Annotated in this window: 21 protein-coding genes, 1 pseudogene and 1 riboswitch; of the genes and pseudogenes, 14 read left to right on the top strand and 8 right to left on the bottom strand. The window is 66.5% G+C overall.

Features of this window, described 5'->3' with window-relative positions; genetic code table 11:
* Position 1 precedes the first annotated feature (1 nt).
* Positions 2-1,213, bottom strand: a complete 1,212-nt coding sequence (locus SFA35_RS13450; protein WP_320571042.1) for an MFS transporter — start codon at positions 1,211-1,213, stop codon at positions 2-4.
* Between the two features lie 191 nt (positions 1,214-1,404).
* On the opposite strand from SFA35_RS13450, the gene SFA35_RS13445 reads away from it, so the two are divergent.
* Entirely contained in the window at positions 1,405-2,232 is an 828-nt protein-coding gene (locus SFA35_RS13445; protein ID WP_320571041.1) for a DMT family transporter, read from the top strand.
* A 98-nt stretch (positions 2,233-2,330) separates the two neighbouring features.
* Complete coding sequence (locus SFA35_RS13440) at positions 2,331-3,434, top strand: DUF1615 domain-containing protein (protein ID WP_414058395.1); 1,104 nt, start codon at positions 2,331-2,333, stop codon at positions 3,432-3,434.
* A gap of 39 nt (positions 3,435-3,473) precedes the next feature.
* On the opposite strand, the gene moaA is transcribed toward SFA35_RS13440, so the two are convergent.
* From moaA to SFA35_RS13420, 4 genes are all read right to left on the bottom strand, one after another.
* Positions 3,474-4,472 carry a GTP 3',8-cyclase MoaA gene (gene moaA / locus SFA35_RS13435; RefSeq protein ID WP_320571040.1) on the bottom strand — a complete coding sequence of 333 codons (999 nt, stop codon included), beginning with the start codon at positions 4,470-4,472 and terminating at the stop codon, positions 3,474-3,476.
* A gap of 20 nt (positions 4,473-4,492) precedes the next feature.
* Positions 4,493-5,311, bottom strand: coding sequence for a formate/nitrite transporter family protein (locus SFA35_RS13430; RefSeq protein WP_320571039.1), 819 nt, complete (start codon positions 5,309-5,311; stop codon positions 4,493-4,495).
* 220 nt (positions 5,312-5,531) lie between these two features.
* Positions 5,532-6,428: an NAD(P)-dependent oxidoreductase gene (locus tag SFA35_RS13425; protein ID WP_320571038.1), complete on the bottom strand. Its 897-nt coding sequence runs from the start codon at positions 6,426-6,428 to the stop codon at positions 5,532-5,534.
* 68 nt (positions 6,429-6,496) lie between these two features.
* Positions 6,497-6,976, bottom strand: a complete 480-nt coding sequence (locus SFA35_RS13420) for a MaoC family dehydratase (protein WP_320571035.1) — start codon at positions 6,974-6,976, stop codon at positions 6,497-6,499.
* Between the two features lie 114 nt (positions 6,977-7,090).
* A riboswitch (cobalamin riboswitch) is annotated at positions 7,091-7,156 on the top strand.
* Between the two features lie 57 nt (positions 7,157-7,213).
* Between SFA35_RS13420 and SFA35_RS13415 the strand changes: the two genes are divergently transcribed.
* The 4 genes from SFA35_RS13415 to SFA35_RS13400 all read left to right on the top strand — a co-directional run bounded on the left by SFA35_RS13415 (position 7,214) and on the right by SFA35_RS13400 (position 10,974).
* Positions 7,214-8,218, top strand: coding sequence for an ABC transporter substrate-binding protein (locus tag SFA35_RS13415; protein WP_320571033.1), 1,005 nt, complete (start codon positions 7,214-7,216; stop codon positions 8,216-8,218).
* Positions 8,215-9,228, top strand: a complete 1,014-nt coding sequence (locus SFA35_RS13410) for an iron ABC transporter permease (protein ID WP_320571030.1) — start codon at positions 8,215-8,217, stop codon at positions 9,226-9,228. Before SFA35_RS13415 ends, SFA35_RS13410 begins: the two co-directional genes overlap by 4 nt.
* Positions 9,225-9,971 (top strand): ABC transporter ATP-binding protein, encoded by a 747-nt coding sequence (locus tag SFA35_RS13405; protein WP_320571029.1) that lies wholly within the window; start codon positions 9,225-9,227, stop codon positions 9,969-9,971. The genes SFA35_RS13410 and SFA35_RS13405 overlap by 4 nt, the downstream gene beginning before the upstream one ends.
* A gap of 118 nt (positions 9,972-10,089) precedes the next feature.
* On the top strand, positions 10,090-10,974 hold the full coding sequence (locus SFA35_RS13400) for an alpha/beta hydrolase (RefSeq protein WP_320571027.1): 885 nt from the start codon (positions 10,090-10,092) through the stop codon (positions 10,972-10,974).
* Positions 10,975-10,980: 6 nt separating this feature from the next.
* Here the strand turns inward: SFA35_RS13400 and SFA35_RS13395 are convergent.
* Positions 10,981-12,144: pseudogene (locus SFA35_RS13395) on the bottom strand (aspartate aminotransferase family protein); the annotation flags it as partial.
* 100 nt (positions 12,145-12,244) lie between these two features.
* Here SFA35_RS13395 and SFA35_RS13390 point away from each other — a divergent pair.
* Entirely contained in the window at positions 12,245-13,156 is a 912-nt protein-coding gene (locus SFA35_RS13390) for a LysR family transcriptional regulator (RefSeq protein ID WP_320571026.1), read from the top strand.
* A gap of 3 nt (positions 13,157-13,159) precedes the next feature.
* Here SFA35_RS13390 and codA read toward each other — a convergent pair whose 3' ends face one another.
* Positions 13,160-14,401 carry a cytosine deaminase gene (gene codA / locus SFA35_RS13385; RefSeq protein WP_320571025.1) on the bottom strand — a complete coding sequence of 414 codons (1,242 nt, stop codon included), beginning with the start codon at positions 14,399-14,401 and terminating at the stop codon, positions 13,160-13,162.
* 133 nt (positions 14,402-14,534) lie between these two features.
* Here codA and SFA35_RS13380 point away from each other — a divergent pair, with 133 nt between their 5' ends.
* From SFA35_RS13380 to SFA35_RS13360, 5 genes are all read left to right on the top strand, one after another.
* Positions 14,535-15,341 (top strand): helix-turn-helix transcriptional regulator, encoded by an 807-nt coding sequence (locus SFA35_RS13380; RefSeq protein ID WP_320571023.1) that lies wholly within the window; start codon positions 14,535-14,537, stop codon positions 15,339-15,341.
* A gap of 43 nt (positions 15,342-15,384) precedes the next feature.
* Positions 15,385-16,341: a zinc-binding alcohol dehydrogenase family protein gene (locus SFA35_RS13375; RefSeq protein WP_320571020.1), complete on the top strand. Its 957-nt coding sequence runs from the start codon at positions 15,385-15,387 to the stop codon at positions 16,339-16,341.
* Positions 16,342-16,504: 163 nt separating this feature from the next.
* Positions 16,505-18,127, top strand: a complete 1,623-nt coding sequence (locus SFA35_RS13370) for an MFS transporter (RefSeq protein WP_320571016.1) — start codon at positions 16,505-16,507, stop codon at positions 18,125-18,127.
* The gene (locus tag SFA35_RS13365; protein ID WP_320571014.1) at positions 18,124-19,311 is read left to right on the top strand and encodes an HlyD family secretion protein; all 1,188 of its coding nucleotides are present in this window, start codon (positions 18,124-18,126) and stop codon (positions 19,309-19,311) included. The genes SFA35_RS13370 and SFA35_RS13365 overlap by 4 nt, the downstream gene beginning before the upstream one ends.
* Positions 19,312-19,364: 53 nt before the next feature.
* Positions 19,365-20,141, top strand: coding sequence for an IclR family transcriptional regulator (locus SFA35_RS13360; RefSeq protein ID WP_320571013.1), 777 nt, complete (start codon positions 19,365-19,367; stop codon positions 20,139-20,141).
* On the opposite strand, the gene SFA35_RS13355 is transcribed toward SFA35_RS13360, so the two are convergent.
* Positions 20,138-21,361 (bottom strand): multidrug effflux MFS transporter, encoded by a 1,224-nt coding sequence (locus SFA35_RS13355; RefSeq protein WP_320571012.1) that lies wholly within the window; start codon positions 21,359-21,361, stop codon positions 20,138-20,140. The two genes, SFA35_RS13360 and SFA35_RS13355, sit on opposite strands and share 4 nt — an antisense overlap.
* Before the next feature lie 413 nt (positions 21,362-21,774).
* On the opposite strand from SFA35_RS13355, the gene SFA35_RS13350 reads away from it, so the two are divergent.
* Together SFA35_RS13350 and SFA35_RS13345 are read left to right on the top strand one after the other, a co-directional pair.
* Positions 21,775-24,969 (top strand): T6SS effector BTH_I2691 family protein, encoded by a 3,195-nt coding sequence (locus tag SFA35_RS13350; RefSeq protein ID WP_320571011.1) that lies wholly within the window; start codon positions 21,775-21,777, stop codon positions 24,967-24,969.
* 212 nt (positions 24,970-25,181) lie between these two features.
* On the top strand, positions 25,182-25,850 hold the full coding sequence (locus SFA35_RS13345) for a DUF6708 domain-containing protein (RefSeq protein ID WP_320571009.1): 669 nt from the start codon (positions 25,182-25,184) through the stop codon (positions 25,848-25,850).
* Positions 25,851-25,854: the final 4 nt, after the last annotated feature.

The following is a 25,854-nucleotide window of genomic DNA, read 5'->3' as shown; positions in this document are numbered from 1 at the left end:
GCTAGCGCGCCTGGGGCTGGGTGCTCAGGCCGAACTGCCAGGTCAGGCCGATGGCCGCCATCAGCACCAGGGTCACCCCGGGCCAGGCGAAGTGCAGCCAGACCACACCGCCGGCCCAGCCGAGCGCCGCGCCGCCGACGTAGTAGGCGATGAAATACAAGGTCGACGCCTGGGATTTGCCGGCCCCCGCATGCCTCGACACCGAGCCATTGGCCACCGCATGGGTAGCGAAATAGCCCACGGTAAAGGCGATCAAGCCGATGACCACCAGCGCCAGCCAGGGGGTACTCATCAGCAGGCCACCCAGCGCGCACAGGGCCAGGGTGGCGCGGCTGACCACCCGAGCGCCATGCCGGTCGGCCAGCTTGCCGGCGTAGGTGGACGCGTAGATCCCCGCCAGATAGGTCAGAAACAGCGAGCCGACGAAAGTCGAGCTCAGGTTGAAGGGTGCCTGCCCCAGGCGAAAGCCGAGGAAGTTGTAGACCATCACCAGGCTGCCCATCATCAGGAAGGCGGTGACATAGGCGCGCCGCAGCGCAGGGTTACGCACATGGCCTCGGTAACTGGCCAGCAGCGCTGCCCGGCCAGTGCGCTGAGCGGTGAAATGCCGCGAGCGCGGCAGCAGCCAGGTAAACGCCAGCGCCGAGGCGGCGCCGACCAGGCCGATGGCGATCAGGCTGACCCGCCAACCCCAGGCGTCGGCGACGAACCCGGCCAGCACCCGCCCGGACATGCCGCCGATGGCCGCGCCGCTGACATAAACGCCCGCCGCATAGCCGGCGTCCGACGCGGCGATCTCCTCGGCGATATAGGCCATGGCGATGGCCGGCACGCCGCTGAACGCCGCGCCCTGCAAAGCGCGGTAGAGCAGGAAGGTGTTCCAGCTGTCGGCGCTGGCCGAGGCGATGCAGATCACCCCCGAGCTCAGCAGCGAGGCGACCAGCACCGGCTTGCGCCCCAGGCGCTCGGACACCAGGCTGGCAAAGGGCATCAGCAAGGCCAGCACGCCGATGTTGATCGACAGCGACAGGCTGGCCTGGGCCGGGCTGATATTGAAAGCCTGGGTAAACAGCGGCATCAGCGGCTGCACACAGTTCATCAAGGCAAAGGTCGACAGCCCGGCCAGGGTCATGCAGATGGCTATGGCACGGAACACGGCGCTGGCGCGGGTGATCTTGTCGGTCGCAGGGTCGGCGAGGGGCTCGGCGGGCATGCTGAAGTGATTCCGGTCGGGGATGACCCAACTGTAACCGATTTCAGGGTGCAGGTAGCGTGGAGCGCGTGATCCTGGCTCTCGACAGCTCGGGCTCTGCTCTTTGCCTGATCCACCATCTGAACCCGCTCTTCGCACATCCCCTGCAACTTTCCTTTAATTCCCGGGCCAAGGGTGGCTACTATGGCGCAATGCCCATTCCGATCATCTTGCTGGTTCTGTTCGCCGCTCTGCTGCATGCCAGCTGGAACGCCCTGCTGCGCGGGGGTGACGACCGCCTGTGGTCGATGACCATGATGTGCGTGGCGGTGGCCGTCGCCAGCGCGCTGGGCCTGGCAGTCCTCGGCACGCCGGCCCGGGCCAGTTGGGGCTACGCCTTGCTGTCGGCTTTGCTGCATGTGGGCTACAACCTGTTTCTGGTGCGCAGCTACCGAACCGGCGACCTGGGCCAGACCTACCCGATAGCCCGTGGCGCCTCACCCATCCTGATCGCTTTGGGGGCGGCACTGTTCGCCGGTGAACGGGTTGGCCCGGGGGCGCTGCTGGGCATCGCGCTGGTGTCTGTGGGGATCATCTCGCTGGCCTTCAATGGCCGCCGGCTGACGGTGCCGAGCCTGCCTTACGCGCTCGGCACGGGCTGTTTCATTGCCGCCTACAGCGTCACCGACGGCATAGGCGCGCGCCTGTCCGCCGCCCCCATGGCCTATACAGCGCTGATGTGCGTGATGTGGGGCGTGCTGATGCCATTGGTCTACATCGCCCTGCGCGACGTGCGCAGCCTGCTGCAGCCGCGCCCGGGCCTGTGCACGGCGTTGGGCGGCGGGCTGGTGTCGTTGCTGGCCTACGCCATTGTCATCTATGCCATGACCGCCGCGCCCATGGGCGCCGTCTCGGCGTTGCGCGAAACCAGCGTGCTGTTCGCCGCCCTGATCGGCTATTTCTTTCTCGGCGAAAGCCTGAGCCTGCGCAAGTTGCTGGCCTGCGTGGTGATCGCCTGCGGCACGATCATCATCGGTTGAATGTCTATCCCTCGGTTCTTTTCCCTGCAAGGAGCATCCCGTGAACCACCCCCGGATGTTGATAAACGGCCCTTCTCTTGATGTCACTGGGGCCAGTGATGGCCGATAAAACGCTCAAGGTGCGCGCCTCCAGGCGCACGGGCCTGGCCCTGACCCTGCTTGCTCTTGCCGCCTGCAGTCACCAGCCGCAGCCTGCCGGGCCTACCCCCGAGCAGACCCGCGCCGACATCGAGCGGTTGCTGCCGCCCTCGGCCAGCGACCGCCGCGGCTGGGCGGCCGACATCCAGGTGGCGTTCGAGGCCCAGGCGCTCAAGCCGAGCACCGAAAACCTGTGTGCGGTGATCGCGGTCATCGAGCAGGAGTCCAACTTTCAGGCCGACCCGCAGGTACCCGGGCTGGGCCGCATCGCCCGGCAGGAAATCGATCGCCGTGCGGCGCGGCTGCACGTCCCGGGTTTTGTCGTCGACGCCGCCTTGAGCCTTGATTCGCCGACCGGCAAGACCTACGCCCAGCGCATCGCCAGCGTGCGCACCGAGCGAGAACTGAGCGCGGTGTTCGACGACTTCATCGGCATGGCGCCGCTCGGCCAGCAGTTGTTCGGCACTTTCAACCCGGTGCACACCGGCGGCCCGATGCAGGTGGCAGTGGCCTTTGCCGAGCAGCACAGCCGCGCCTATCCCTATGCCCGTGACGGCACGGTGCGCCAGGAGGTGTTCAGCCGGCAGGGCGGGGTGTTCTACGGCACCGCACATCTGCTGGGCTACCCGACCCATTATCCGCAGCTGGTGTACCGCTTCGCCGATTACAATGCCGGCCACTATGCCAGCCGCAACGCCGCGTTTCAGGCAGCGCTGAACCGCCTGGTCAAGACGCGGCTGGCGCTGGACGGCGACCTGGTCGATTACGCTTCGAGCGCCGCCGGGCAGACCGAGCTGGCGGTACGCTCGCTGGGCTCGCGCCTGAACATGAGCGACGCCCAGATCCACGACGCGCTGACCCAGGGCGAACAGTTGAGCTTCGAGGACACCGAGGTCTACCGGCGGGTCTTCGCCCTTGCCGAGCAGGTGGCCGGGCGGCCGTTGCCCCGGGCGATCCTGCCGGGCATCACCCTGGAAAGCCCGAAGATCACCCGCCACCTGACCACCGCCTGGTTCGCCCAGCGGGTGGACGAGCGCAGGGTGCGCTGCATGGCCAGGTCGTGAGGGGTGTGGCGGCGAGGCCCAGGGCTGGGCCGTGCTACATCAGCCGCCCGTCATGTTCATGAAGCGCACCACCTGCACTTGGTCATCCAGGCGGAAATCATGGCTCCAGGGCTTGATCTTCATCGACTCGACGATGGCGCGCTCCAGCTTCTCGGGTTGCCCGGGGTGGGCGCGCAGCACGGCCTTGAGGTCCACCGAATGTTCGTTGCCCAGGCACAGCAGCAAGCGACCCTCGACGGTCAGGCGCACGCGGTTGCAGGTGGCGCAGAAATTCTGGCTGTGGGGTGAAATGAAGCCGATCCGGCTGTCCGCCGCTCCAGCCACTCGCCAGTAGCGCGACGGCCCGCTGGTGGATTCGGTCGAGGGCAGCAGGGTGAAGCGCTCGGCCAGGCGCTGGCGGATCTGCTCGCTGGAGAAGAATGTCTCGCGGCGGCTGTGCTCGCTGATATGCCCCAGGGGCATCTCCTCGATAAAGGAGATGTCCAGGCCACGATCGATGGCAAACTGCACCAGATCCGCCACCTCGCCATCGTTGCGCCCTTGCATCACTACGCAGTTGAGCTTGGTCCGGGTAAAACCGGCGGCGCCAGCCGCATCGATACCGGCGATCACCTGAGCCAGGTCGCCGGTGCGCGTCAGTTCACGAAACAAGGCCGGCTGCAGGCTGTCCAGGCTGATGTTCAGGCGCTTGACCCCGGCATCGTGCAGCGGCTGGGCCAGTTTGCCCAGCTGCGAGCCGTTGGTGGTCATGCACAGCTCCTGCAGGCCGGGCAGCGCGGCAATCCTGCCACACAGCTCGACGATACCCTTGCGCACCAGCGGCTCGCCGCCGGTCAGGCGGATCTTGCGGGTACCCAGCGCAACGAAGCTGCTGGCCACCTGATAGAGCTCTTCGAGGGTGAGGATCTGTGCCCGCGGCAGGAAGGTCATGTCCTCGGCCATGCAGTACACGCAGCGGAAATCGCAGCGATCGGTCACCGACATCCGCAAGTAATCGACCTTGCGCGAAAAGCTGTCCTGCAACGTACGCTGTGCCATCTGAACCTCTACCGACTGCTTTACGGCTGAATGATTGACGTGTCTGCCTCTTTGGACAGCGACGACGCGCCAGTTGCGGCATTGGCGTACGACACATAGTACGCCAGCCCCACGAATACCGCGCCGCCCACGGCGTTGCCGAGGAATACCGGGATAAAGTTGCCGGCGAACTGGCTCCAGCTCAAGGCGCCGGCGAAGATTGCCGCCGGGATGACGAACATGTTTGCCACCACGTGCTGGAAACCGATGGCGACGAAGGCCATTACCGGGAACCACATGCCCACCACCTTGCCGACCACGTCCTTGCTGGCGTAGCTCAGCCACACCGCCAGGCACACCAGCCAGTTGCAGCCGATGGCCGAGATGAACGCGTGTTCGAAGTCGGCGCTGACCTTGGCGTTGGCGATGGCCAGGGTCTTGGCCAGGAACGGCCCTTCAGTCAGACCCACCAGGTGGCCGAAGCAGTAGGCCACGAACAGCGCGCCCAGCAGGTTGGCCAAGGTCACCAGCAACCAGTTGCGCAGCAGCTGACCGAGCCCGATACGCCCGGCGAACAAGGCCATGGGCAGGGTCATCATGTTGCCGGTCAGCAGCTCGCCGCCGGCCAGTACCACCAGAATCAGGCCCAGCGGAAACACCGCAGCGCCCAGCAGGTTGCCGAACGACGCCCAGTCGGCCGGAATCATGGTGCTGACGTGGATGTCGAGCAGAAAGCCCAGGGCGATGAAGGCACCGGCGAGAAAACCCAGGATGATGATGGCCGGCACCGGCAGCACGGCTTTCTTGCTGCCGGCTTCGACGGCCAGTTCGGCGATTTGTTGCGGGGTGTTCAAGGACATGGTTCGGGCTCTGCTTGCGTAAAGGGACAGCGCTCGACGACTCGCGCGCAGGCGCCAGTCATGCCTGGCGAGGGCCAGGTGAGCTTCCGATCTCTTGAAGGCAATCCGTGGGGCAGGGCGGGCTGTGCTGATCTGTCGCAGCGATGCGCACAAGGTACTGCCTGGCCTTGCGGATCGCCAATCGGCTGTTTTGATCGGCCGATTGAGCGGCTCAATGGCGCTACAGGCCGGCGTGCTTGGCCACGGTGATACCGACCCCGGACCAATCGATGTCCTCGCCTTCGCAGGCGATGGTTTCGATCAGATGGTCGCGCACCACCCCCAGCACCGGCATCGGCGTACCGCTGCGCTGGGCGGCGCTGCTGACCAGGGTCATGTCCTTGAGGCCCAGAGGCGCGGCGAAGCCGGCCGGGCGATAGCGGCCCTGCACGAGGATCTCGCCGTAGGTCTTGTACACCGGGGCATTGAACAGGGTGTTGGTCAGCACGTCGAACAGGGTGCTCTTGGCGACCCCGGACTTCTCGCAGAGGGTCATGGCTTCGGCCATGGCCTCCACCGCCGCCATGATCATGAAGTTGCCGCTGAGCTTGACCACGTTGGCCATGGACGGCCGCTCGCCGATGGTGAACACGCGCTGGCTGATGGCGTCGAACAGCGGCTCGCAGAGGGCCAGATGCGCCGGGTTGCCGGCAGCCGCGATGAACAGCTTGGCCGCCTGGGCCGCCGCCGGGCGGCCGAACACCGGCGCGCTGACGAAGCCGCGCCCAGCCTCGGCGTGGCTTTGCGCGAGGCGGTCTGCCAGTTCGATGCTGATGGTGCTGAGCGACAGGTGCAAGGCCGGCGCCTTGCTTTGCAAGGTGCCCGGCAGCGGATTGCCCTGCGGGTCGGCGGCGCCGAAGACCACGGCCTGCAGCGCCGTGTCGTCGGCCAGCATGCTCAACACCACTTCGGCCTCGCCGGCTTCCGCCGGGCTGGCCGCCCAGGTCGCGCCCGCCTGGAGCAGCGCGTCGGCCTTGTCGCGCGAACGGTTCCAGACGCTGACCTTGTGGCCTGCCTTGATCAGGTTGAGCGCGATGGCGCTGCCCATGTTGCCCAGGCCGATAAGTCCGACTTTCATGGATGACTCCCTAGCCAGCGAAATATTCAAGCATAGAGAGAATGACCCGCTTTGCCCAAGAAAGTGCTCTAGGTCGTGGCCTGGGCCTGCGGCGGGCGACGAAACGCGAGCAGCTTGGCCAGCGAGCGCTGCACGGCTTCACCGTGCTGGTTGAGGGTCAGGGTCTGGCAGGTGACCAGGCCGCGGTCCGGTTTGGAGCGCGAAGGGGTGATGTCGAGAATCTCGCTTTGCACGTGCAGGCGATCGCCAGGGCGGGTCGGCTGCGGCCAGCTGATCTCGCTGCCGGCGCCGATCAGACCGCCGTGCAGCGGCACGCTGTCCACCAGCAGCCGCATGGTCAGGGCAGCGGTATGCCAACCGCTGGCGGCCAGGCCGCCGAAGAAGCTGGCTGCGGCGGCGTCTTCGTCCAGGTGGAAGGGTTGCGGGTCGAACTGGCTGGCGAATGCCTTGATCTGGGCGGCATCCAGCGTGGTGCTGGCGCTGGTGAAACGATCACCGACCTTGAGGTCGTCCAGGTACAACTTGGCAGGGGCATCGGTGGCGGTCATGGAGCGGCTTCCCTATTATATTTCGGTCGCAATATGGTATGCACGGCAACACATTGCAAGTTGATCTTTGCCGGCAACTGCCCTACCGTCTGCCGCCTTCAACTGCGGGCAGCAGGAAGCCGGTGCAACTCCGGCGCGGTCGCGCCACTGTGATCGACCTGACCCGGTCGAAAGCCAGACCTTGCTCCCCGTTCCGATCACCGATTCCACGGACGCGCCATCCAGGGAGCAGTACTCATGATTCGCCGCTTGATTTTCGCGGGCGCCATTGCCCTCACCCTGTCGGGGGCCGCCCAGGCCGCCGCGCATTACCCCCTTACGCTGAACAACTGCGGCCGGGCCGTCACCGTTGCCGCGCCGCCGCAGCGCGCGGTCAGCCTGGGCCAGGCCAGCACCGAGCTGTTGCTGGCGCTGGGCCTGGGACCGCGCATGGTCGGCAGCGGCGTCTGGTTCGGCGCCTTGCCGGCTGAACTGCAAGCGTCCGGCGCCCAGGTGCCGCGCCTGGCCGATAACGCCCCGAGCCTGGAAAAAGTCCTGAGTACCCGGCCGGACATGGTCGTCGCCCAGTACACCTATCACATCGGCCCCACCGGCGAAGTGGCGACGCCGCAGCAACTGGGCACCCTGGGCATACCGGCGTATGTGTCGCCAGCCGATTGCGATGGCAAGGCCGTGACGGCCACGTCGAACGCCGACGGCAGCCGCGACCAGCTGTTCTCGATGGATCTGGTTTACAAAGAAATCAAAGAATTGGCGTCGATATTTGATGTGGAACCTGCGGGCGAACGCCTGACGGCCAGGTTGCGCCAGCGGGTGGCCGACGCCCAGGCCAGCGCCGCACGCCAGCAGCACCGGCCGCTCTCGGTGCTGTACTGGTTCTCCAGCAGCCGTCTCGCCGGCGACCCCTGGGTTGCCGGGCGGCACAGCGCGCCCGGCTACATCGCCCAGGTGCTGGGCCTGCGCAATGTGGTCGACAGCGATGAAGAATGGCCCGCCGTCAGCTGGGAGACCATTGCCGCCCGCGACCCCGACGTCATCGTGCTGACCCGCATGCAGCGCCGGCTGTACCCGGCCGATGACGTGGAGCGCAAGCTGGCGTTTCTGCGCAGCGACCCGGTCACCCGGCAACTCAAGGCGGTGCGCAACAACCGTCTGATCATTGTCGATGCGCAGACCCTCAACCCGTCCATGGCGGTGGTCGACGCCATCGAACAGATCTCGGCCGGGCTGGCGACCCCGTGAAACCTGCCGGGGTCCTGCTGGCCCTGGTCGGGCTGGCCAGCCTGGCGCTGGTGATCGCCCTGGCGGCCTCGCTGGGGGAGATGCGCATTCCCCTGGCCGTGACCGCCAAGGCGGTGTTGAACGGCCTGGGCTGGGCCGACTTCGCCGTCGACCGACTGCAGCAGGGCGTGGTCTGGGAATACCGCCTGAGCCGGGCGTTGGTGGCCGCCTGTTGTGGCGCGGGTCTGAGCCTGTGCGGGGTGGTGCTGCAGGCGCTGTTGCGCAACCCTCTGGCCGAACCTTATGTGCTGGGCGTGAGCGCCGGCGCCTCCACCGGCGCGGTGCTGGTGATGCTGCTCGGCCTGGGCGGCGGGGTGGTCGGCATCAGCCTGGGCGCCTTTCTCGGCGCAGCGCTGGCGTTCGCCCTGGTGCTGCTGCTGGCCGCCGGCGTGCATGGGGCGGCCGGCCAGGTCATCCTCGCCGGCGTGGCCGGCTCGCAGTTGTTCAACGCCCTGACGGCGTTCATCGTCAGCACTTCGGCCAACGCCGAGCAGGCCCGCAGCGTGATGTTCTGGCTGCTCGGCAGCCTGGCCGGGGTGCGCTGGCCGGACGTCTACCTGCTGGCCGGGGTGGTCGGTGCAGGGGGCCTGATGGTGCTGGGCTGCCGGCGCGCCCTGGACGCCTTCACCTTTGGCGATGACGCCGCCGCCAGCCTCGGCGTGCCGGTGGCACCGCTGCGCCTGGGGCTGTTCGTGCTTACCGCGTTGATCACCGCCACCCTGGTGGGCGTGGTCGGGGCGGTGGGGTTCGTCGGCCTGGTGGTGCCCCACGCCGCGCGCCGCCTGTTCGGCCCCGGGCACCGGCGGCTGGTGCCGGTGGCGGCGCTGCTGGGCGCGCACTTCATGGTGCTGTGCGACATCGCCTCGCGCCTGCTGGTGCCCGGCCAGGTGCTGCCGATCGGCGTGGTCACCGCACTGGTGGGGGCACCGCTGTTTGCCCTGTTGCTCTACCGCACCCGGAGCCGGCCATGAGCCTGACGGCGCACAATGTGCGTTGGCGTGCCGGCGGCGGCCTGGTGCTGGATGACGTCAGCCTGCAACTGGCCCCGGGCACGGTGCTGGGGCTGATCGGGCCCAACGGCTGCGGCAAGTCCTCGCTGCTGCGCCTGCTGGCCGGCTTGCGCCGGCCTGATGAGGGCAGGGTGGCGCTCGACGGCGTGGCCCTGGGTGGCCTTGGCCGCCGCGCGCTGGCGCGGCGCGTGGCGCTGGTCGAGCAGCACAGCGGCACCGAGCTGGACATCAGCGTCGAGGCCGTGGTGGCCCTCGGGCGCACCCCCCATGCCGGCTGGCTGCAGGGCGCAGGCGCCGATGGAGTGGTCGAGCAGGTGTTGCGCCAGACCGACCTGCTGGCCCTGCGCGAGCGCCGCTGGCACAGCCTGTCGGGCGGCGAACGCCAGCGCGTGCAGATCGCACGCGCCCTGGCCCAGCAACCCAGCGAACTGCTGCTGGACGAGCCGAGCAACCATCTGGACATCGGCCATCAGCTGGAACTGCTGCGGCTGATCCGCCAGCTGCCGCTGGCCTGTGTGATGGCCCTGCATGACCTGAACCTGGCGGCGATGTTCTGCGACCAGCTGGCGGTGCTGCACCAGGGCCGCCTGGTGGCCTGCGGCAGCCCGGCCCAGGTGCTGACCCCGGCGTTGATCGCCCAGGTGTATGGCGTGCGCGCCGAGGTCAGCCGGGTGCCCCATGTGCATGTGCGCTATCTGCCGTGAGGCGGCCCGCTTGATGCCCGATAGGGCCGCCTCGGCGCAAAGTTCACCGCGAACATTCTCAATATCACGGCGCAGGTTACAATCGCCCGCCGACCTGCCAGGAACACCCAGCCCAACCATGACCACCCTGCTCAAACGCTTGGCGCTGCTGTTGCTCGCCAGCTTGACCCTGATGTTCGCCAGTGCGGCCCGCGCCGACGAAGCCACTTTCCTTTCCGACCGCCTGAGTGTGGAAGTGGTGGGCAGCGGTCCCGACGTGATCCTGATCCCGGGCCTGGCCTCGTCCCGCGAAGTCTGGCGGCCGCTGGCCAATGGGCTGTCGGCCCATTACCGGGTGCATCTGGTGCAACTGGCCGGGTTCGCCGGCGAGCCCTGGTGGCATGCCGACGAGCCGTTCCTGCAGCCGGTGGTCGAGGAACTGGACCGTTACATCCAGCAGAACGGCCTCAGGGCGCCGGCCATCATCGGCCATTCGCTGGGCGGCCTGTGCGCACTGATGCTGGCCCAGGCCCATGCACAGGACGTTGGCCGGGTGATGACCGTCGAGACCCTGCCGTTCTACAGCGCCTTGCTCTACCCCGGCACCACGGTGGAGCAGGCGCGGCCGCTGGCCGAGCAGGCGGCGGCGGAAATCCTCGCGCTGGATGACAACACCTACCGCGACCGGCAGACCCTGGTGGCCCAGGGCATGACCCGCGATGTCGGCATGCAGCAGCAGATCGTGCAATGGTCGCTGGCCAGCGACCGCCATGCGGTGGCCACCGCGTTGCGTGAAGCCATGCTCACCGACGTGCGAGAAGCCTTGCCGCACATGACCACGCCGGTGACTGCGGTGTACACCGATGCCGGGCGCCCGGCCGACCAGGTCGACGAATTATGGTCGCAAGGCTACCGCGGCCTGCCGGGGGTCAAGCGGGTGCGCATCGCCAACGCCTTGCACTTCATCATGAGCGACCGGCCAGAGGCGTTCGCCCGGCTGGTGGACGGCTTCCTCAGGGACTGAACCCTGCAGCAGCGCGGCCAGGCCCTCGACCAGCAGCTCGATCTGCTGCGCATCGATGGTCAGCGGCGGCAGCAGGCGGATCACCGTGCCGCGCGTGACGTTGATCAGCACGCCGTGCTCCAGCGCCGCCCGGGCCATCAGGTCGCGGGCCGGCTCGGCCAGTTCGATGCCGACCATCAGGCCCTGGCCGCGAATCTGCCGCACCCGCCGGTCGGCGCCGAAACGCGCCCGCAGAGCGCCCAGCAGCTGCTCGCCACGCTGCGCGGCATTGGCCACCAGGTCCTCGTCGGCCATGATGTCCAGCACCGTACAGGCCACCCGGCAGGCCAGCGGGTTGCCGCCAAAAGTGCTGCCGTGGCTGCCCGGGGTGAACAGGTCGGCGACCGCCGCGCGGGCCAGGCAGGCGCCGATCGGTACGCCATTGCCCAGCGCCTTGGCCAGGGTCAGCACGTCGGGCCTGATGTCCTCGTGCTGGTAGGCGAACCACTGCCCGGTACGACCCAGGCCGGTCTGGATCTCGTCGAGCATCAACAGCCAGGCATGCCGGCTGCACCAGTCGCGCAAGGCACGCAGGTAACCGGGCGGGGCCGGGCGCACGCCGCTTTCGCCCTGGATGGGCTCGAGCAGCAGCGCGCAGATACGCTGGCCGAACGCCTGGGTGACCTGGGCCAGGGCATCGAGGTCACCAAACGGCACCTTTACGAATTCGCCCGGCAACGGCTGGTAGCCCAGGCGCACCGACGACGAGTCGCTGGCGGCCAGCGTGCCCAGGGTGCGGCCATGAAAGGCGTTTTCCATGACCACGATCAGCGGTCGCTCGATGCCGCGATGGCGCCCATAGAGCCTGGCCAGTTTCAGCGCGGTCTCGTTGGCCTCGGCCCCGGAATTGTTGAAAAAAGCCCGATCCAGGCCGCTCAGCCCGGCCAGCCGGGCGCCCAGGCGCTGCTGCCACTCGATGCCGTAGAGGTTGGAGGTGTGCAGCAGCAGGCCGGCCTGCTCGCGGATCGCCGCGACGATGCGCGGGTGCGCATGGCCAACGCCGGTCACCGCCACGCCCGCAGTGGCATCCAGGTACTCGCGGCCCTCGGTGTCCCACAGGCGGCAGCCCAGGCCTCGGGCGAAGGTCAGTGGCAGAGGATTGTAGGTGCGCATCAGGCTGGCGGCGGACATTGGCGGAGCACTCCATGTGGCGGGTTTTTTCCAGTATCGTTAGCCAGGCTGCCGGGATAAACCTTGCCCGGCTTTGAAGACTTGTCAGCAGGGCTTGATAATGGATCTGTTCCAGGCAATGAATGTGTTCGTCAGGGTGGTCGAATCCGGCAGCCTGACCCGCGCCGCCGAGCTGAGCGGGATCTCCACTACCATGGTCGGCAACCACCTGCGCGCCCTGGAGCAGCGCCTGGGCGTCAGCCTGCTCAAGCGCACCACCCGCCGGCAGAACCTCACCGAATTCGGCAGCAGCTACTACCAGCGTTGCGTCGAGGTGCTGGGGCTGGTCAACGACTCCGAGCAGTTGGCCCAGCAGGAGCAGACCCAGGCTCACGGCACCTTGCACATCAGCGCGCCGCCGACCTTCGGCGGCGAGTCACTGATGCCCTTGCTGCCCGAATTCATGCAGCGCTACCCGCAGGTCAAGCTCGATGTAGTGCTGACCGAACGGCTGGTGGACCTGATCGAGGAGGGCTTCGATGCGGTGATACGCCTGGGGGCGCTGGAACCCTCGAGCCTGATCGCCCGGCCTCTGGTGGATTACGGCCTCACGCTTTGCGCAGCGCCCGCCTACCTGCAACGCCATGGCTGGCCGCAGCAGCCGCAGCAACTGGGCGAGCATGAGTGCCTGTCGTTCGCTTACCAGGCCGGAGACGACTGGCGCTGGTCCGGCAAGCATTGGCGCCTGCGCGGGCCAGACGGCGCCGAGGTGGTGGTCGACATCAGCGGCCGGCTGCAGGCCAACAGCGCGGCCGGTCTGCGCCACGTCGTGCTGGGTGGCCTGGGCATCGCCATGTTGCCCGATGCACTGGTGCAGCATGACCTGGCGGCTGGCAGGCTGGTGGCCCTGCTCGAGCAGTTCCAGCTGCCGGCGCGGCCGGTGCATCTGTTGTATGGCCAGGATCGCTATCGCTCGCCCAAGCTGCGCTGTTTCGTCGAATTCGTGGTCCAGCGGCTGGGGCGGCAGGGCTGAGCCTCACAATCCGGGGAACTCGATGCGCTCCGGCTCCCGGGTCATCAGCACCTGCCCGCCACGCACCGAAATGCGCGCCTTGGCCTGCTGGCGCACGGCCTCGTAGTCGTTCTCGGCATTGAGCACCACCAGATTGGCCGGTCGCCCGACGGCCAGCCCGTAGCCTTCGCCCAGGTTCAGGGTGCGGGCGCTGTGGTCGGTGACCAGGTCGAGGCTGCGTTGCAGGTCCTCGAAGCCCATCATGTGGCAAATGTGCAGGCCGGCGTCGAGCACCCGCAGGATGTTGCCGTTGCCCAGCGGGTACCAAGGGTCCTTGATCGAGTCCTGGCCGAAGCAGACGTTGAGCCCGGCCCGGTCGAGCTCGGCGACGCGGGTCACGCCGCGGCGCTTGGGGAAGGTGTCGAAGCGCCCTTGCAGGTGGATGCTCTCGGTAGGGCAGGAGACGAAGTTGAGGTCGGCCTGCTTGAGCAGGCGAAACAGCTTGGAGCAGTAGGCGTTGTCGTAGGAGCCCATGGCCGTGGTGTGGCTGGCCGTGACCCGCGGACCCATGCCGCGCACCCGCGCCTGCTCGGCCAGCACCTCGAGAAAGCGCGAATGCGGGTCGTCGGTCTCGTCGCAGTGCACGTCCACCAGGCAGCCGGTGCGCTCGGCCAGGTCCATCAGAAAGTGGATCGAGCTGACCCCCTGCTCGCGGGTGTTCTCGAAATGCGGGATGCCGCCGACCACGTCGGCGCCCATGGCGATGGCACGTTCCATCAATGCGCGACCGCCTTCGAACGACTCGATACCTTCCTGGGGAAAGGCGACGATCTGCAGGTCGATCAGCGGCCGGGCTTCCTCGCGCACCTCGAGCATGGCCTTGAGCGCGCCGAGGGTCGGGTCGGTGACGTCGACGTGGGTGCGCACGTGCTGGATGCCATGCTCGGCAAGCATGCGAATGGTGGTATGGGCGCGCTGTTTGGTGTCGTCATGGGTGATGGTGGCCTTGCGTTGCCCCCAGCGCTCGATGCCTTCGAACAACGTGCCGCTCATGTTCCACTGCGGGTCGCCGGCGGTCAGGGTGGCATCCAGGTGGATGTGCGGTTCCACCAGCGGCGCGATCACCAGCTGCCCACGGGCGTCAAGGTCGCCGGGCAGCGCCTCGATGGCGGCGGGCTGGGTGGTGATGGCGGTGATGCGCTGGGCCGACCAGCGCAGGGTGTGCAAGCCGGGTTGATGGCGAAGACGAGCATTGACGAGGTTCATCAGTTGGCGCTCCGGCGAATGCTGGCGAGAAGGGTGAAGGGTAATGACTGCTGGCAGTGTTAGCAGCTTGGCGCCTGCGAGTCAAAACGCGGCGCGCTATCATGGCGCTTTCCAGCCTTCGTGAGCCCTTGCCATGGCCTTGGCCGCACCCCCCGACCTGACGCTTCCCGGCGCCACCCTGACGCCGTTGGCGCGGACCTATGCACGCGGGCTGTTCATCGAACCGCACCAGCACGAGTGGGGCCAGCTGCTGTACGCGCTGAGCGGGGTCATGTGGGTGCAGATGCCCGAATACGCCGTGGTGGTGCCGCCGCAACGCGCGGTGTGGCTGCCGGCCGGGGTCCCCCATGGCATCCGCGTGGTCAGCGACCTGCAGATGCGCAACATCTACCTGCGCCCCAGTCTGGCCCGCCAGCTGCACGGCGAGGCGCAGGTGATCGAGGTGGGCGGGCTGCTGCGCGAGTTGATCGTCAGCCTGGTGGAGCAGGGCGCCGCGACCTCTGGCGATTACTACCAGGCGTTGGCCAGCCTGACCTTGCTCGAGCTCAAGCGCGCACCGCGCAGCCAGGCGCGGGTGCCGATGCCGGACGGTTCCGATCGGCGCCTGAGCCGCCTGTGCCAGGCGGTGCTGGCCCAGCCGAGCCTGGATATCGCCTTCGAGCAGCATGCCGAACAGGCCGGAGCCAGCGTGCGCACCCTGTCGCGGCTGTTCAGCGCGGCGCTGGGCATGGGCTTCGCCGAATGGCGCCGGCAGGTGCAACTGGCCACGGCGCTGGCGGAGTTGATCCAAGGCATGCCGGTCAACCGCATCGCCTTGTCGCTGGGTTATTCGCCCAGCAGCTTCACCGACATGTTTCGCCGGGAGTTCGGCTATGCACCGTCGAGGTATGTCGCAGGCATGGCCGAAAAACAGAAGCCTTTGGCCGATCCTGTTGGCTAGGCGCCGCTAGACTGGCCCCACCACCTTCCCCAGGAGCCAAGCCATGCAAGCGTTGCAATTTTCTCGTACCGGCGACCTCGCCGCCTTGCAGCTCGTCGAACTGCCCGACCCGGTGCCCGCCGCCGGCGAAGTGCTGATCCAGGTCAAGGCCGCCGGCCTCAACCCCTCGGACGTCAAGAACGTGCTGGGTCGTTTTCCCTACACCACCTTGCCGCGGGTTCCCGGTCGTGATTTCGCCGGAGTGGTCGTGCAGGGGCCTGCCGAGCTGGTCGGGCGGGAAGTCTGGGGCACCGGCAAGGAGCCCGGGTTCTTTCGTGATGGCTCACACGCCAGCCTGCTGACCTTGCCGGCCACCGGCGTCGCGCTGAAACCGCAGAGCCTGTCATTCGCTCAGGCCGCCAGCCTCGGCGTGCCCTACACCACGGCGTGGGATGCGCTGCAGCGCAGCCAGGTCGGCGAAGGCACCCGGGTGCTGGTGATCGGCGCTGGCGCCGTGGGCCTGGCCGCACTGAACCTGGCGCAGGTGCGTGGCGCCCAGGTGCTGGTGGCAGTGCGCCGCGCCGAACAGGCCGAGGCCCTTCGCCGTCAAGGTTTCCAGGCGCTGGTCCTGCAAGCACCGGAGGCGCTCGGGGAGCAGGTGCAGGCCGTATTCGCCGGCGGCGCCGAGGTGATCTTCGACACCACCGGTTTCTGGCTGCCTGCGGCCGTTGCCGGGCTCGCCCAGTTTGGTCGCATCGCCATCATCGCCGCGCCGCTGGACGGCCAGGTGCAATTGCCCGCGCTGGCGCTGTACCGCAAGGGCGGTTCGGTGGTGGGGGTCAACTCGCTGCTGTACGACAGCGCCGCCTGCGCGCGGATGCTCGAGCAAGTGGGCCGCTACTTCGACGAAGGCCGCCTGCCGCTGCCCCAAGGCGTGGTCCAGGCGCCGCTGAGCGAAGGGCTGGCGCGCTACGCCGAGGTCAACAGCGGGGCCTGTGACAAGGTGGTGCTGGTGCCGTAGCGGCAGTCGCCGGCTCCTGCGCCGACCCAGTTTGCTACGCTACAGCGCGGCGGCGTAAAGGGGGCGGGAACTGCCACGGTGCTTTGCACTGCCGATTGCAAACCTTTGTGCCACTATGGAGTCATAGCCAGCAGCCACACCTCCAGCGCACTCAGGATATTCGATGGATCGCTACGCCCCGCACCCGTGGCAACCCGAAGAGCGGCCGAGCCTGCCGGGGTCGCCGTCGACCCCCTGGCACCCGACGCACAAGCGTTTCGCCTACGCCGCCGTGGGGCTGCTGGTGGCCCTGACCGGCGGGCTGGGCAACGCGCTAGTGACCGCCAACCTGCTGTTTCTGCAAGGCGCCCTCGGCGCCACCACGGCGGAAATGGCCTGGTTGCCGGCGGCCTACGTGATGACCAACGTGTCCATGAACCTGCTGCTGGTGAAATTTCGCCAGCAGTTTGGCCTGCGCGCCTTCACCGAGGTCTTTCTGGTGCTCTACGCGCTGGTGACTTTCGCCCACCTGTTCGTCAATGACCTGGGCTCGGCCATCGCCGTGCGCGCCGCCCATGGCATGGTCGGCGCCGCGCTCAGTTCGCTGGGGCTGTACTACATGATCCAGGCGTTCCCGGCCAAGTGGCGGCTCAAGGCGCTGGTGCTCGGCCTGGGCGCGGCGCAGCTGGCGTTGCCGCTGGCGCGGATCTTTTCCGAAGACCTGCTGCAGATCGGCGAGTGGCGCGGCCTGTACCTGTTCGAGCTGGGCCTGGCGCTGACCGCGCTGGGCTGCGTCTTTATGCTCAAACTGCCGCCGGGTGACCGCTTTCGGACCTTCGAGCCGCTCGACTTCCTCACCTTCGGCGTGTTGTTCACAGGCGTGGCGCTGCTGTGCGCGGTGCTGTCGCTGGGGCGCATCGACTGGTGGCTGGAGGCGCGCTGGATCGGCGTGGCCAGCGCCGCGTCGATCGGCCTGATCCTGCTCGGCCTGGGCATCGAACACAACCGCAGCAACCCGATGCTGATGACCCGCTGGCTGGGCAGCGGCGTGGCGATCCGCCTGGGCCTGGCGGTGATCCTCATTCGCATGGTGCTGTCCGAGCAGACCACCGGCGCCGTCGGCTTCCTGCAGGCCCTGAACATGAGCCAGGAGCAGATGCGCAGCCTGTACTGGGTGATGCTCGCCGGCGCGGTGGCCGGCCTGGCCGTCAGTGCCCTGACCATCAACCCGCAGCATCTGTTCATGCCCTTGATCATTTCCCTGGCGCTGATGGCCACCGGCGCCGGCATGGACGCTTTCTCCAACAACCTCACACGGCCGGCGCAGATGTACCTGAGCCAGTTTCTGCTGGCCTTCGGCGGCACCTTCTTTCTCGGCCCGACCATGGCCCTGGGCACGCGCAACGTGGTGACCAACCCGCGCAACCTGGTGAGTTTTTCCGTGCTGTTCGGCATCGCCAACAACCTGGGCGGGCTGATCGGCTCGGCGCTGCTGGGCACCTATCAGATCGTGCGCGAGAAGTTTCACTCCAGCATCCTCACCGACCAGATGGCCCTCAGCCAACCCTTGGTCGCAGCCCGCATCCAGAGCGGCGGCGCCGGCTATGCCGGGGTCATCGCCGACAGCGGCCTGCGCAACACCCTGGGCATACAGTCGCTGGCCACCGCGACCACCCGCGAGGCCAACGTGCTGGCCTATAACGATGTGTTCATGCTGATGGCGGCGATCGCCGTCGTGACCATGATCTGGATATTCATCCGCAGCCTGTGGCTGCGCAGTACCACCCAGGCAGCGACCGCAAAATGACCGACCCGAACACCCAGACCGGCACGACCACCACCAATGCCATCGTTTCGACCCCCGAGGGTGTGACCCCGCCGCCGGCCGCCAGCACCCAGCCGCGCTCGTTGCGGGTCAAGGTGCTGTCCTCGCTGATCTTCGCGGCCATCGCCCTGCTGGGCATCTTCGTCGTGCTCTATGCCTGGCAGCTGCCACCGTTCAGCAGCGCCATCGAAAGCACGGAGAACGCCATGGTCCGTGGCCAGGTCACGGTGATCGGCCCGCAACTGGCCGGCTATGTGTTCGAAGTGCCGGTGCAGGATTTCCAGCACGTCAAGGCCGGTGACCTGCTGGTGCGCCTGGACGATCGCATCTACCGCCAGCGCCTGGACCAGGCGGTGGCCCAGGTGGCGGTGCAGAAGGCCGCGCTGGCCAACAATATCCAGCAGCGCAAGAGCGCCGAGGCGACCATCGCCCAGCGCCTGGCCGCGGTGGCCGACAACCAGGCGCAGGTGCGCAAGGCCGCCGCCGACCTCAAGCGCAACGAGGAGCTGATCACCGACGGCTCGGTGTCCAAACGCGACCTGGACGTGGTCCGCGCGGCCAACGCGCAGAGCGTGGCGGCGCTCGATCAAGCCAAGGCGGCCGTCGAGATCGCCCGCCAGGACCTGCAGACCGTGATCGTCAACCGCGCCTCGCTGGAAGCTTCGGTGGCCAACGCCGAGGCCGCTGTGGAACTGGCGCGCATCGACTTGAGCAACACCCGGGTGACCGCCCCGCGTGACGGCCAGCTGGGCCAGATCGGCGTGCGCCTGGGGGCCTACGTCAACTCCGGGGCGCAGTTGATGGCGCTGGTGCCGCAGGTGCACTGGGTGATCGCCAACATGAAGGAAACCCAGATGGACGATGTGCGCGTCGGCCAGCCCGCCAGCTTCACCGTCGATGCCCTCGACCACCTGCGCCTGAACGGCCACGTCGAGCGCATCGCGCCCGCCACAGGTTCCGAATTCGCCTTGCTGCAGGCCGACAATGCCACCGGTAATTTCGTCAAGATCGCCCAGCGCATCCCGGTGCGCATCAGCGTCGATGCCGGGCAGCCCGAGGCGCAGCGCCTGCGCCCGGGCATGTCGGTGGTGGTCAGCATCGACACCAGCGTGGTGCCCGAGGCCGAGCGCCAGGGCAGCGACCTGCCGCAGGATGCCGATCGATAGCCTGGGCCTCTGGCGGTGCTATGATCGACGCTTTGCGCCAAGAGCCGCCTGACGTGAACCAGCCGCAAGACACCGCCAAGCCCACCCGCGACAACAGCAGCATTCAGGTCATCGCCCGCGCCGCCCACCTGCTGCGCTGCCTGGGCGGCGACACCCTGAGCCTGGCCGTGCTGGCCCGGCGCACTGGGCTGCCGCGCTCCACCGTGCAGCGCATCGTCGATGCGTTGGTCGCCGAGCGCCTGCTCGAAGCCGGCGAGGGCGGGGTGCGCCTGGGCTGGGGGCTCAAGGAGCTGGGCGACTGCGTCGCCGACAGCGTCGTCAGCCAGCTGCGCGAACCGCTCGAGGCGCTGTTCCAGCAAACCCGCGAGACGGTCGACCTGTCGGTGCTGGAAGGGGCGCAGATGCGCTTTGTGCAGCGCTTCGTGTCCGATCAGGAAGTGCGCGTGGTGCCGATGCTCGACCGACCCTTCGCCGCCCATGCCATGGCCAACGGCAAGGCGATCCTGGCCTGCCAGGCGCCACAGGAAGTCGAGCGCTTGTTGCCAGCCAGCCTCCAGGCTCTGACCGCTCACACCCTGACCTCGCGCAGCGCACTGGCCCGCGAACTGCAGCAGGTGCGCGCCACAGGCATCGCCAGCGACCGCGAAGAGCACGCCCCGGGGGTCTGCGCCATCGCCACCAGCATCAGCGTGCCCGGCCTGCGGCCCTACGCGATTTCCGTGGTGGTGCCGGCGTTTCGCTTCGATGCCGTGCTGCCGGCCATCAGCGAGGCGCTGCTGGCCTGCCGCGAGCAGTGCCTGCAGCGGCTGGCTTCGCCGGGCAGCGCCTAGGCCGCTTGCCGAGCGGCGCGTTTGGCGGTATCGCCCAGCCAGATCCACAGCACCAGCAGGCCGCCGACGATGGCGAAGCCAGCCATGGTCAGGCTCATGGCCTGTACGCCCAGATGAGGAAACAGCATGGCCACCAGCGCACTGGCGGCCGCTCCGGCCAGCATCTGCAAGGAGGTCAGCAGCCCGCCAGCCACTCCGGCCAGCTCTGGCAGCGGCGCCAATGCGCCGGCCGCTGCCGTGGGCGCGGTCATGCCGAAGGCGGCGGTGGCCAGCACCAGCAGCGGCATGCAGCGGGCGACAGAGATGTGCTCGCTGGCCGCCAGCGCCTGCAGCACCAGGGTGCTGGCCAGGGCCAGCAGCACCGCCGCCAGCAGCACCTTGCGCGGCGCTACCCCGGCCTTGACCAGACGCCCGCCACCCATGGCGCCCAGCACGATGCCGCCGCCGGTGCAGGCGAACAGCACCGCGTACAACCCCGGCGCCACGTGCAAGGTCTCGATCAGCAACCAGGGCGAGGCGGCGACGTAGGCGAACATCCAGCCGAACCCGCAAGCGTTGAGCAACACGTGGGCAATGATGCTGCCATGGCCGAGCACCCGTCGATAGCCCGCCAGCACAGCGCCCAGCAGCGGCGGCTGCGGACCCTGGGGCAGGGTGGCGGTCTCGCCGAGCCACAGCCACGCCGCCGCCAGGCTCGCCAGCCCCCACAGGGCAATGGCCGCATAGATGCCACGCCAGCCCAGCCAACCCGCGACCTCGGCGCCCACTGCCGGCGCCAGCATGGGTGCGGTATTGATCACGATGGTGATCAAGGTCAACCGCGCCTGTGCTTCGCGGCCATGGAACAGGTCGCGGACCATGGCCATCGCCAACGTCATGCCCACCCCAGCCCCCATGCCCTGTACCAGCCGGGCGGCGAGCAGCAGGCCTATGTTCGGCGCCAGCGTCGCCGCCACGCCGCTGACGGCGAAAAGCAGCAACCCGACCAGCAACACCGGGCGACGCCCATAGCGATCCGAAAGCGGCCCATAAAAGAACGGGCTTAAGGCAAACCCGGCCATGAACAGGCTCAAGGTCAACCCGGCCAGCCCGGCCCTGGCCTGCAGGCTGGCGCCTATATCGGCCAGCGCCGGCAACGCCATGTCTGTGGCCACGGGCGGCAGGGCGGCGAGCACCCCAAGGAAGAGCGTGAACGAACTGCTGCGGGGGTCGAGTCGCATGGGTATGGCCAGGTGGGGAAGGTGTGTCAGGGTAGCGCTGATGGGTGGGTGTCCGCAATGCGGTTGATTTGTGACCGCTATGCGGGTGATTCACCAGAAGGGCCCCAGCGGGCAAGCCGCGAGCTTCTGATTCCGGGTGGCCGACTATCTACCTGAATTAACGTACTTTTCTCAATTACTTACAATTTTCGGCTGGAACCCATTTACAGGTATGTCATTTTCCCGACGTCAAAAATAAAAGAATGGACGGGATTCCATGGCACGACCAGCACAACTGCGCTACGCCCCTGTGGCACGATTCCAGTGCTACCGAGGTAAAGCGTCATGAATCGCCATCCGGCATCAGCCCTCATGATCGCCCTCCCTGCACACGAAGCGTGCCTTCATTTGCTGCTCGATCATGGAGCCGCCCAATGAACTTCAGGGAACAAATGGCCGTGCGCATCGCCGAAAACGCCTTCTCCCACGGCGACTGCAGACTCTGCGAGCGCAAGGGGCTGCCCATCCTGCTGGTGCGCACGGCGCTGGTGCCCAAGGCCCACACCGCCTACCACCGCCCCAAACCCGAGCTCACCGACATGAAGCTCGGCCTGCGCACCCTGCGCGCCGGCTACGTCTACCTGCTGCTGGACGACAAGGTCTGGCATGCCTATCAGGTCACCCCGGACGGCTACCTGCGCCAGTTCAACCCCTACAAACCCCCGGCCGCCAACACACGCCTGCTGCCCTGGGCCTGCGTCAACGCCGACCACCACATCCCGGCGTCCTTCATCAACATCGACACCGACAAATACCAGACCGTCTCCATGGCCTTCGCCAGCGACCCCTGGCCCAGGAGTGTGCTCGACTCCTACAAGGCGCTGAACAACATCGAGCGCATGCAGATGTTCGACCTGACCACCGCCCAGCAGAACCCCGGCAAACTGGGCGACTTCCTCACCGCCGAGCAGCCGCTCGTGCACCACAAAGTCTACGAATACGAGGCTTTCGTGCCCGGCTTCGACAGCGTGCACGCCTTCCACAGCCGCGGTCGCTCGCGCCTGGCCCTGCGCAACTACCTGCAAAACATGGCGCCGGGCGCGGATGGCCGGCAAGGCGTGCTGATGATCGACATCGACGACCCCATCGGCCTGGTCCAGGAGTACAACGGCCTGCGTGCCAGCTGGGCGCATGCCCGGCAGGCATGGCTGGAAGAGCCGGAGCGGGCCTACCAGCAGCAGACTTCGCAGATCCTCCTGGCGATCCGGGCCATGCATCGGCAGTGGGCCGAACACCGGGTGCCGTCGTTCGAGCCCATGAGCGGCGACGGCCCGCCGGTGTTCGTCAGCCCCGAAATCGAGCGCCAGCGGGTGGTCGACAGCCACACCCTGGACGCCAACCAGCGGCTGGAGCAACGCTACGACGAACCCCGACGCGCCGCTTTCCAGCAGGCTCATGAAACCACCCTGCAGGCCTACCAGCAGGAGATCGATCGTTACGGCAGGCTGTACGCCGAAGCCTTCCTGACCCGTGACTTCCAAGTCGCCATGACCCACGACTACGACGGTGCCGACGAAGAGTCGGGCGAGGCCTACAGCAAGACCATGGCCCTGTGCCTGCGCGGCGGCATCAGCGAGGCGCCCGACAACCCCGGCGGCGCCACGGCACAGCTATGGCAGACCCTACTGCAGGATCCGCACAGTCATGCCTATCAGGCCTTGCTGCGGCGCGACTCGCCCTTGCTGGCGGCCCTGCTGCCCAGTTTCAGCGAGTCCACCACCTGGAACGACAGCCTCAGGCTGTACGACCTGCTGACCCGGACCATCGCCAGCGACGAAAGCAGACGCCTGATGCAGGCGCCGCTGCAGGAAGCCATCGCCCAGCTGCTGGGTGCCGTCAACGGCGCCCAGGCCCGCCTCAAGGACCTTGTCGGACCTGGGGTGAACTTCGCCATCTCGCGGGTCAATACCGCCAGCCAGCTGCTGTACAACCGCATCAGCCTGATCGAGCTGAACGTGCAGATGAAGCTTCGCGAGTATTACGCCCTGCAATCGGATGTGGTCCGCAGTCTGCAACATAAATTTGCCAACGGCGCCGACCGGATGGTGGCCGGCACCCGGCCGAAGATTCGCCCGATGATCCAGGGCGGCGTGCTCAGCCTGGTGGTCCTGGACCCCAAGCTCGCCGACCTGATGGTCAAGGTATCGCTGTGGTTCGAAGGCACGGCGGACGACCTGATGGCGGCCATGAACAGCGACAAGGACAAGCCCGTGTCGGGCGACTACTCCTCGGTGGCCGCGTATTCGGCGCTGAGCATGGTGACCGTCGGCCTCGGCACCCTGGACCCGCAGGTGGTCAGGGGCATCAGCCACTTCAAGGTCCCGGCGTGGCAGGCCAGCCGCTGGGTCAGAACCAGCTTTGCCGGGCTGCGCGGAGTGGCTGCAAGCGCGGAGCTGCTGGTAGCGATTGGCTCGATGTATCTGATGGGCGATGCGCTGAGCAAGAGCCTTGAGTCGGCGGAAGAGACGGTTGGGGACAAGTCGGCGGAAGCGTTGATTGCGCTTCAGGGGAGCATGCTGGGGGTGCTTGGCGGTGGCGTGGAGATGGTGGGGTTGGCTTTGAAGAGTGGTGCTACAGGAGTGCAGAAGTCCGGGTTGATAGTGGGGCCTGGGGTGAAAATTGCTTTGGACGCCGGGTTGTATTTGCAGCGGGCTGGGGCGGTGATCATAGCCGTCGGTGGTGTGTTCGATGCGATGAAAGCAGCCTTAGCTAGCTACCAAGTCTGGAATCGAGGTGACAGGTTTGCTTCCGTTCTATACGCCGCATCTGCATTCAGTGCGGGATGGGGCGCTTGGTTCGGGATAACAGCTGCGAAGTCCTTGAGCTCTGTGTTAGCAGGGCCATTAGGGGCTGCGATTGTTTTCAGCATCGTCGCGTACGCACTTTTCAAAGCCGCAGGAGCTGGGGAATCTGATGTGTTTGAAACCTGGGCAAGACGTAGCTTTTTCGGTATCGCCAATGAAAACCCCAAGGTTCACTGGATCAAGGCTGAAGATGCCGCCATTGCATTGGGTGAGCTTAACGCTGCAACGCTTGGTATGACGCTAGACATTACCCGGCGGACAAAGATTGTCGACAGCGGGATGCTTCACCTTGGAGGGCTTGTCCGTACAGCCCCTCCGACTGCAACTCGCACTTGGGAATACGCGATTCGATTGCCATTCTTCGATGAGGCTCACTCAGCCTATAGTTGGACCATTGTGCTGCATCGGGGGCGTGATCAGTCACTCGGCGAATACATCGCTGGAGAGCCAATTCTCCAGGAACAATTTTTTGCTTTGGACGTAGTAACACCACCGAGTGAGTGGTTACAACGACTTGAAGCGAACTTTCCGAAGAATGTCGATTATTATCTAAACTCCAAATCACAGATAGCTTCGATTCGAGCGTTGAATACTAAGGACGCTCATTCTCCTAGCACGAAAGATTTTCGCGGCACGATCGAGTTGCTCCCCTCAAAAAGCAGACCAGCGGTCGAAGCAGTGACGATTACGCTGACATATTGGCCGGATAGAAGTGACGCCGATAGCTACGCGGCGATAATTTCGCAATCTCGCTGGCCAAACTGATTTCACTACCAAGGCCTCCGTCCTTGTTCAATGGGGTAGGGTGGCCGCTTACAGTTGTTCCAAGGTAAGTACCCATGGCGTCCAGAAAACCATTATTGATCCCTCGCAGCCCTGGCTGGAAGAAAGATTTGCTTGGCCCAAACTCCTCACCTACAAACTTACTTATTACAAAATTCATATCCCATCCTCCCAATTTTTTTGACGAACACTGCATGGAGCTTCCACGTGCAACGTTGAATTTCCGCGGCCCCATAGCCATCCTTTCCATGATCCTCTTGATATCTTGTATATTAGGGGCCGCCTTCGTGATGTACGTCCTCATTGTCCACATCAGAAATTTCGGTGACTTCATTCCCTGCTTCCTTGCTCTATGCTCAATGTTGATGGGCGTCGGCTGGTCACTTGGGGGCTGGCGACTCGACACCGAATGCCCCAGAGACGAACCCATTCGCTTCAACCGAGCGCGTCGCAAAGTTTATGTATACCGCTTCCGCAGCAACTCCTTCAAGTTGTTCAGCCGCACCGAATGGGGCGTTCATGTCGATGTCTTCGACTGGGACGATCTGCACGCTGAATACTGCAGCGCCTACGGCCCTATGGGAACCGGTGGCAAGATCGAGATGGTCATGCTGGCCGTCCGCGAGCCCGGGACCAATATTGCCAAGGATCGATTCAAGCTTGCCGGCAGCCAGGAGGATGGCGAATCCTACTGGGCCATCGCCCAGCTGTTCATGCAGCAAGGCCCACACGCCATCCCCGCCTTTGATCGCCCGCCCCGCGACTGGAACAACGAAGATGACACCCTGAATATCGCCCGTCGCCTGGCGCCCAAGGTGAAGTGGCCTGAGCATATCGATCTGGAATCGCGGACGGCGCCATAATGAG

Origin of the sequence: Pseudomonas sp. HR96 (assembly GCF_034059295.1) — a bacterium.
Taxonomy (GTDB): domain Bacteria; phylum Pseudomonadota; class Gammaproteobacteria; order Pseudomonadales; family Pseudomonadaceae; genus Aquipseudomonas.
The sequence above is the reverse complement of the archived record's forward strand: the minus strand, read 5'-3'. Positions and strand labels throughout refer to the sequence as shown.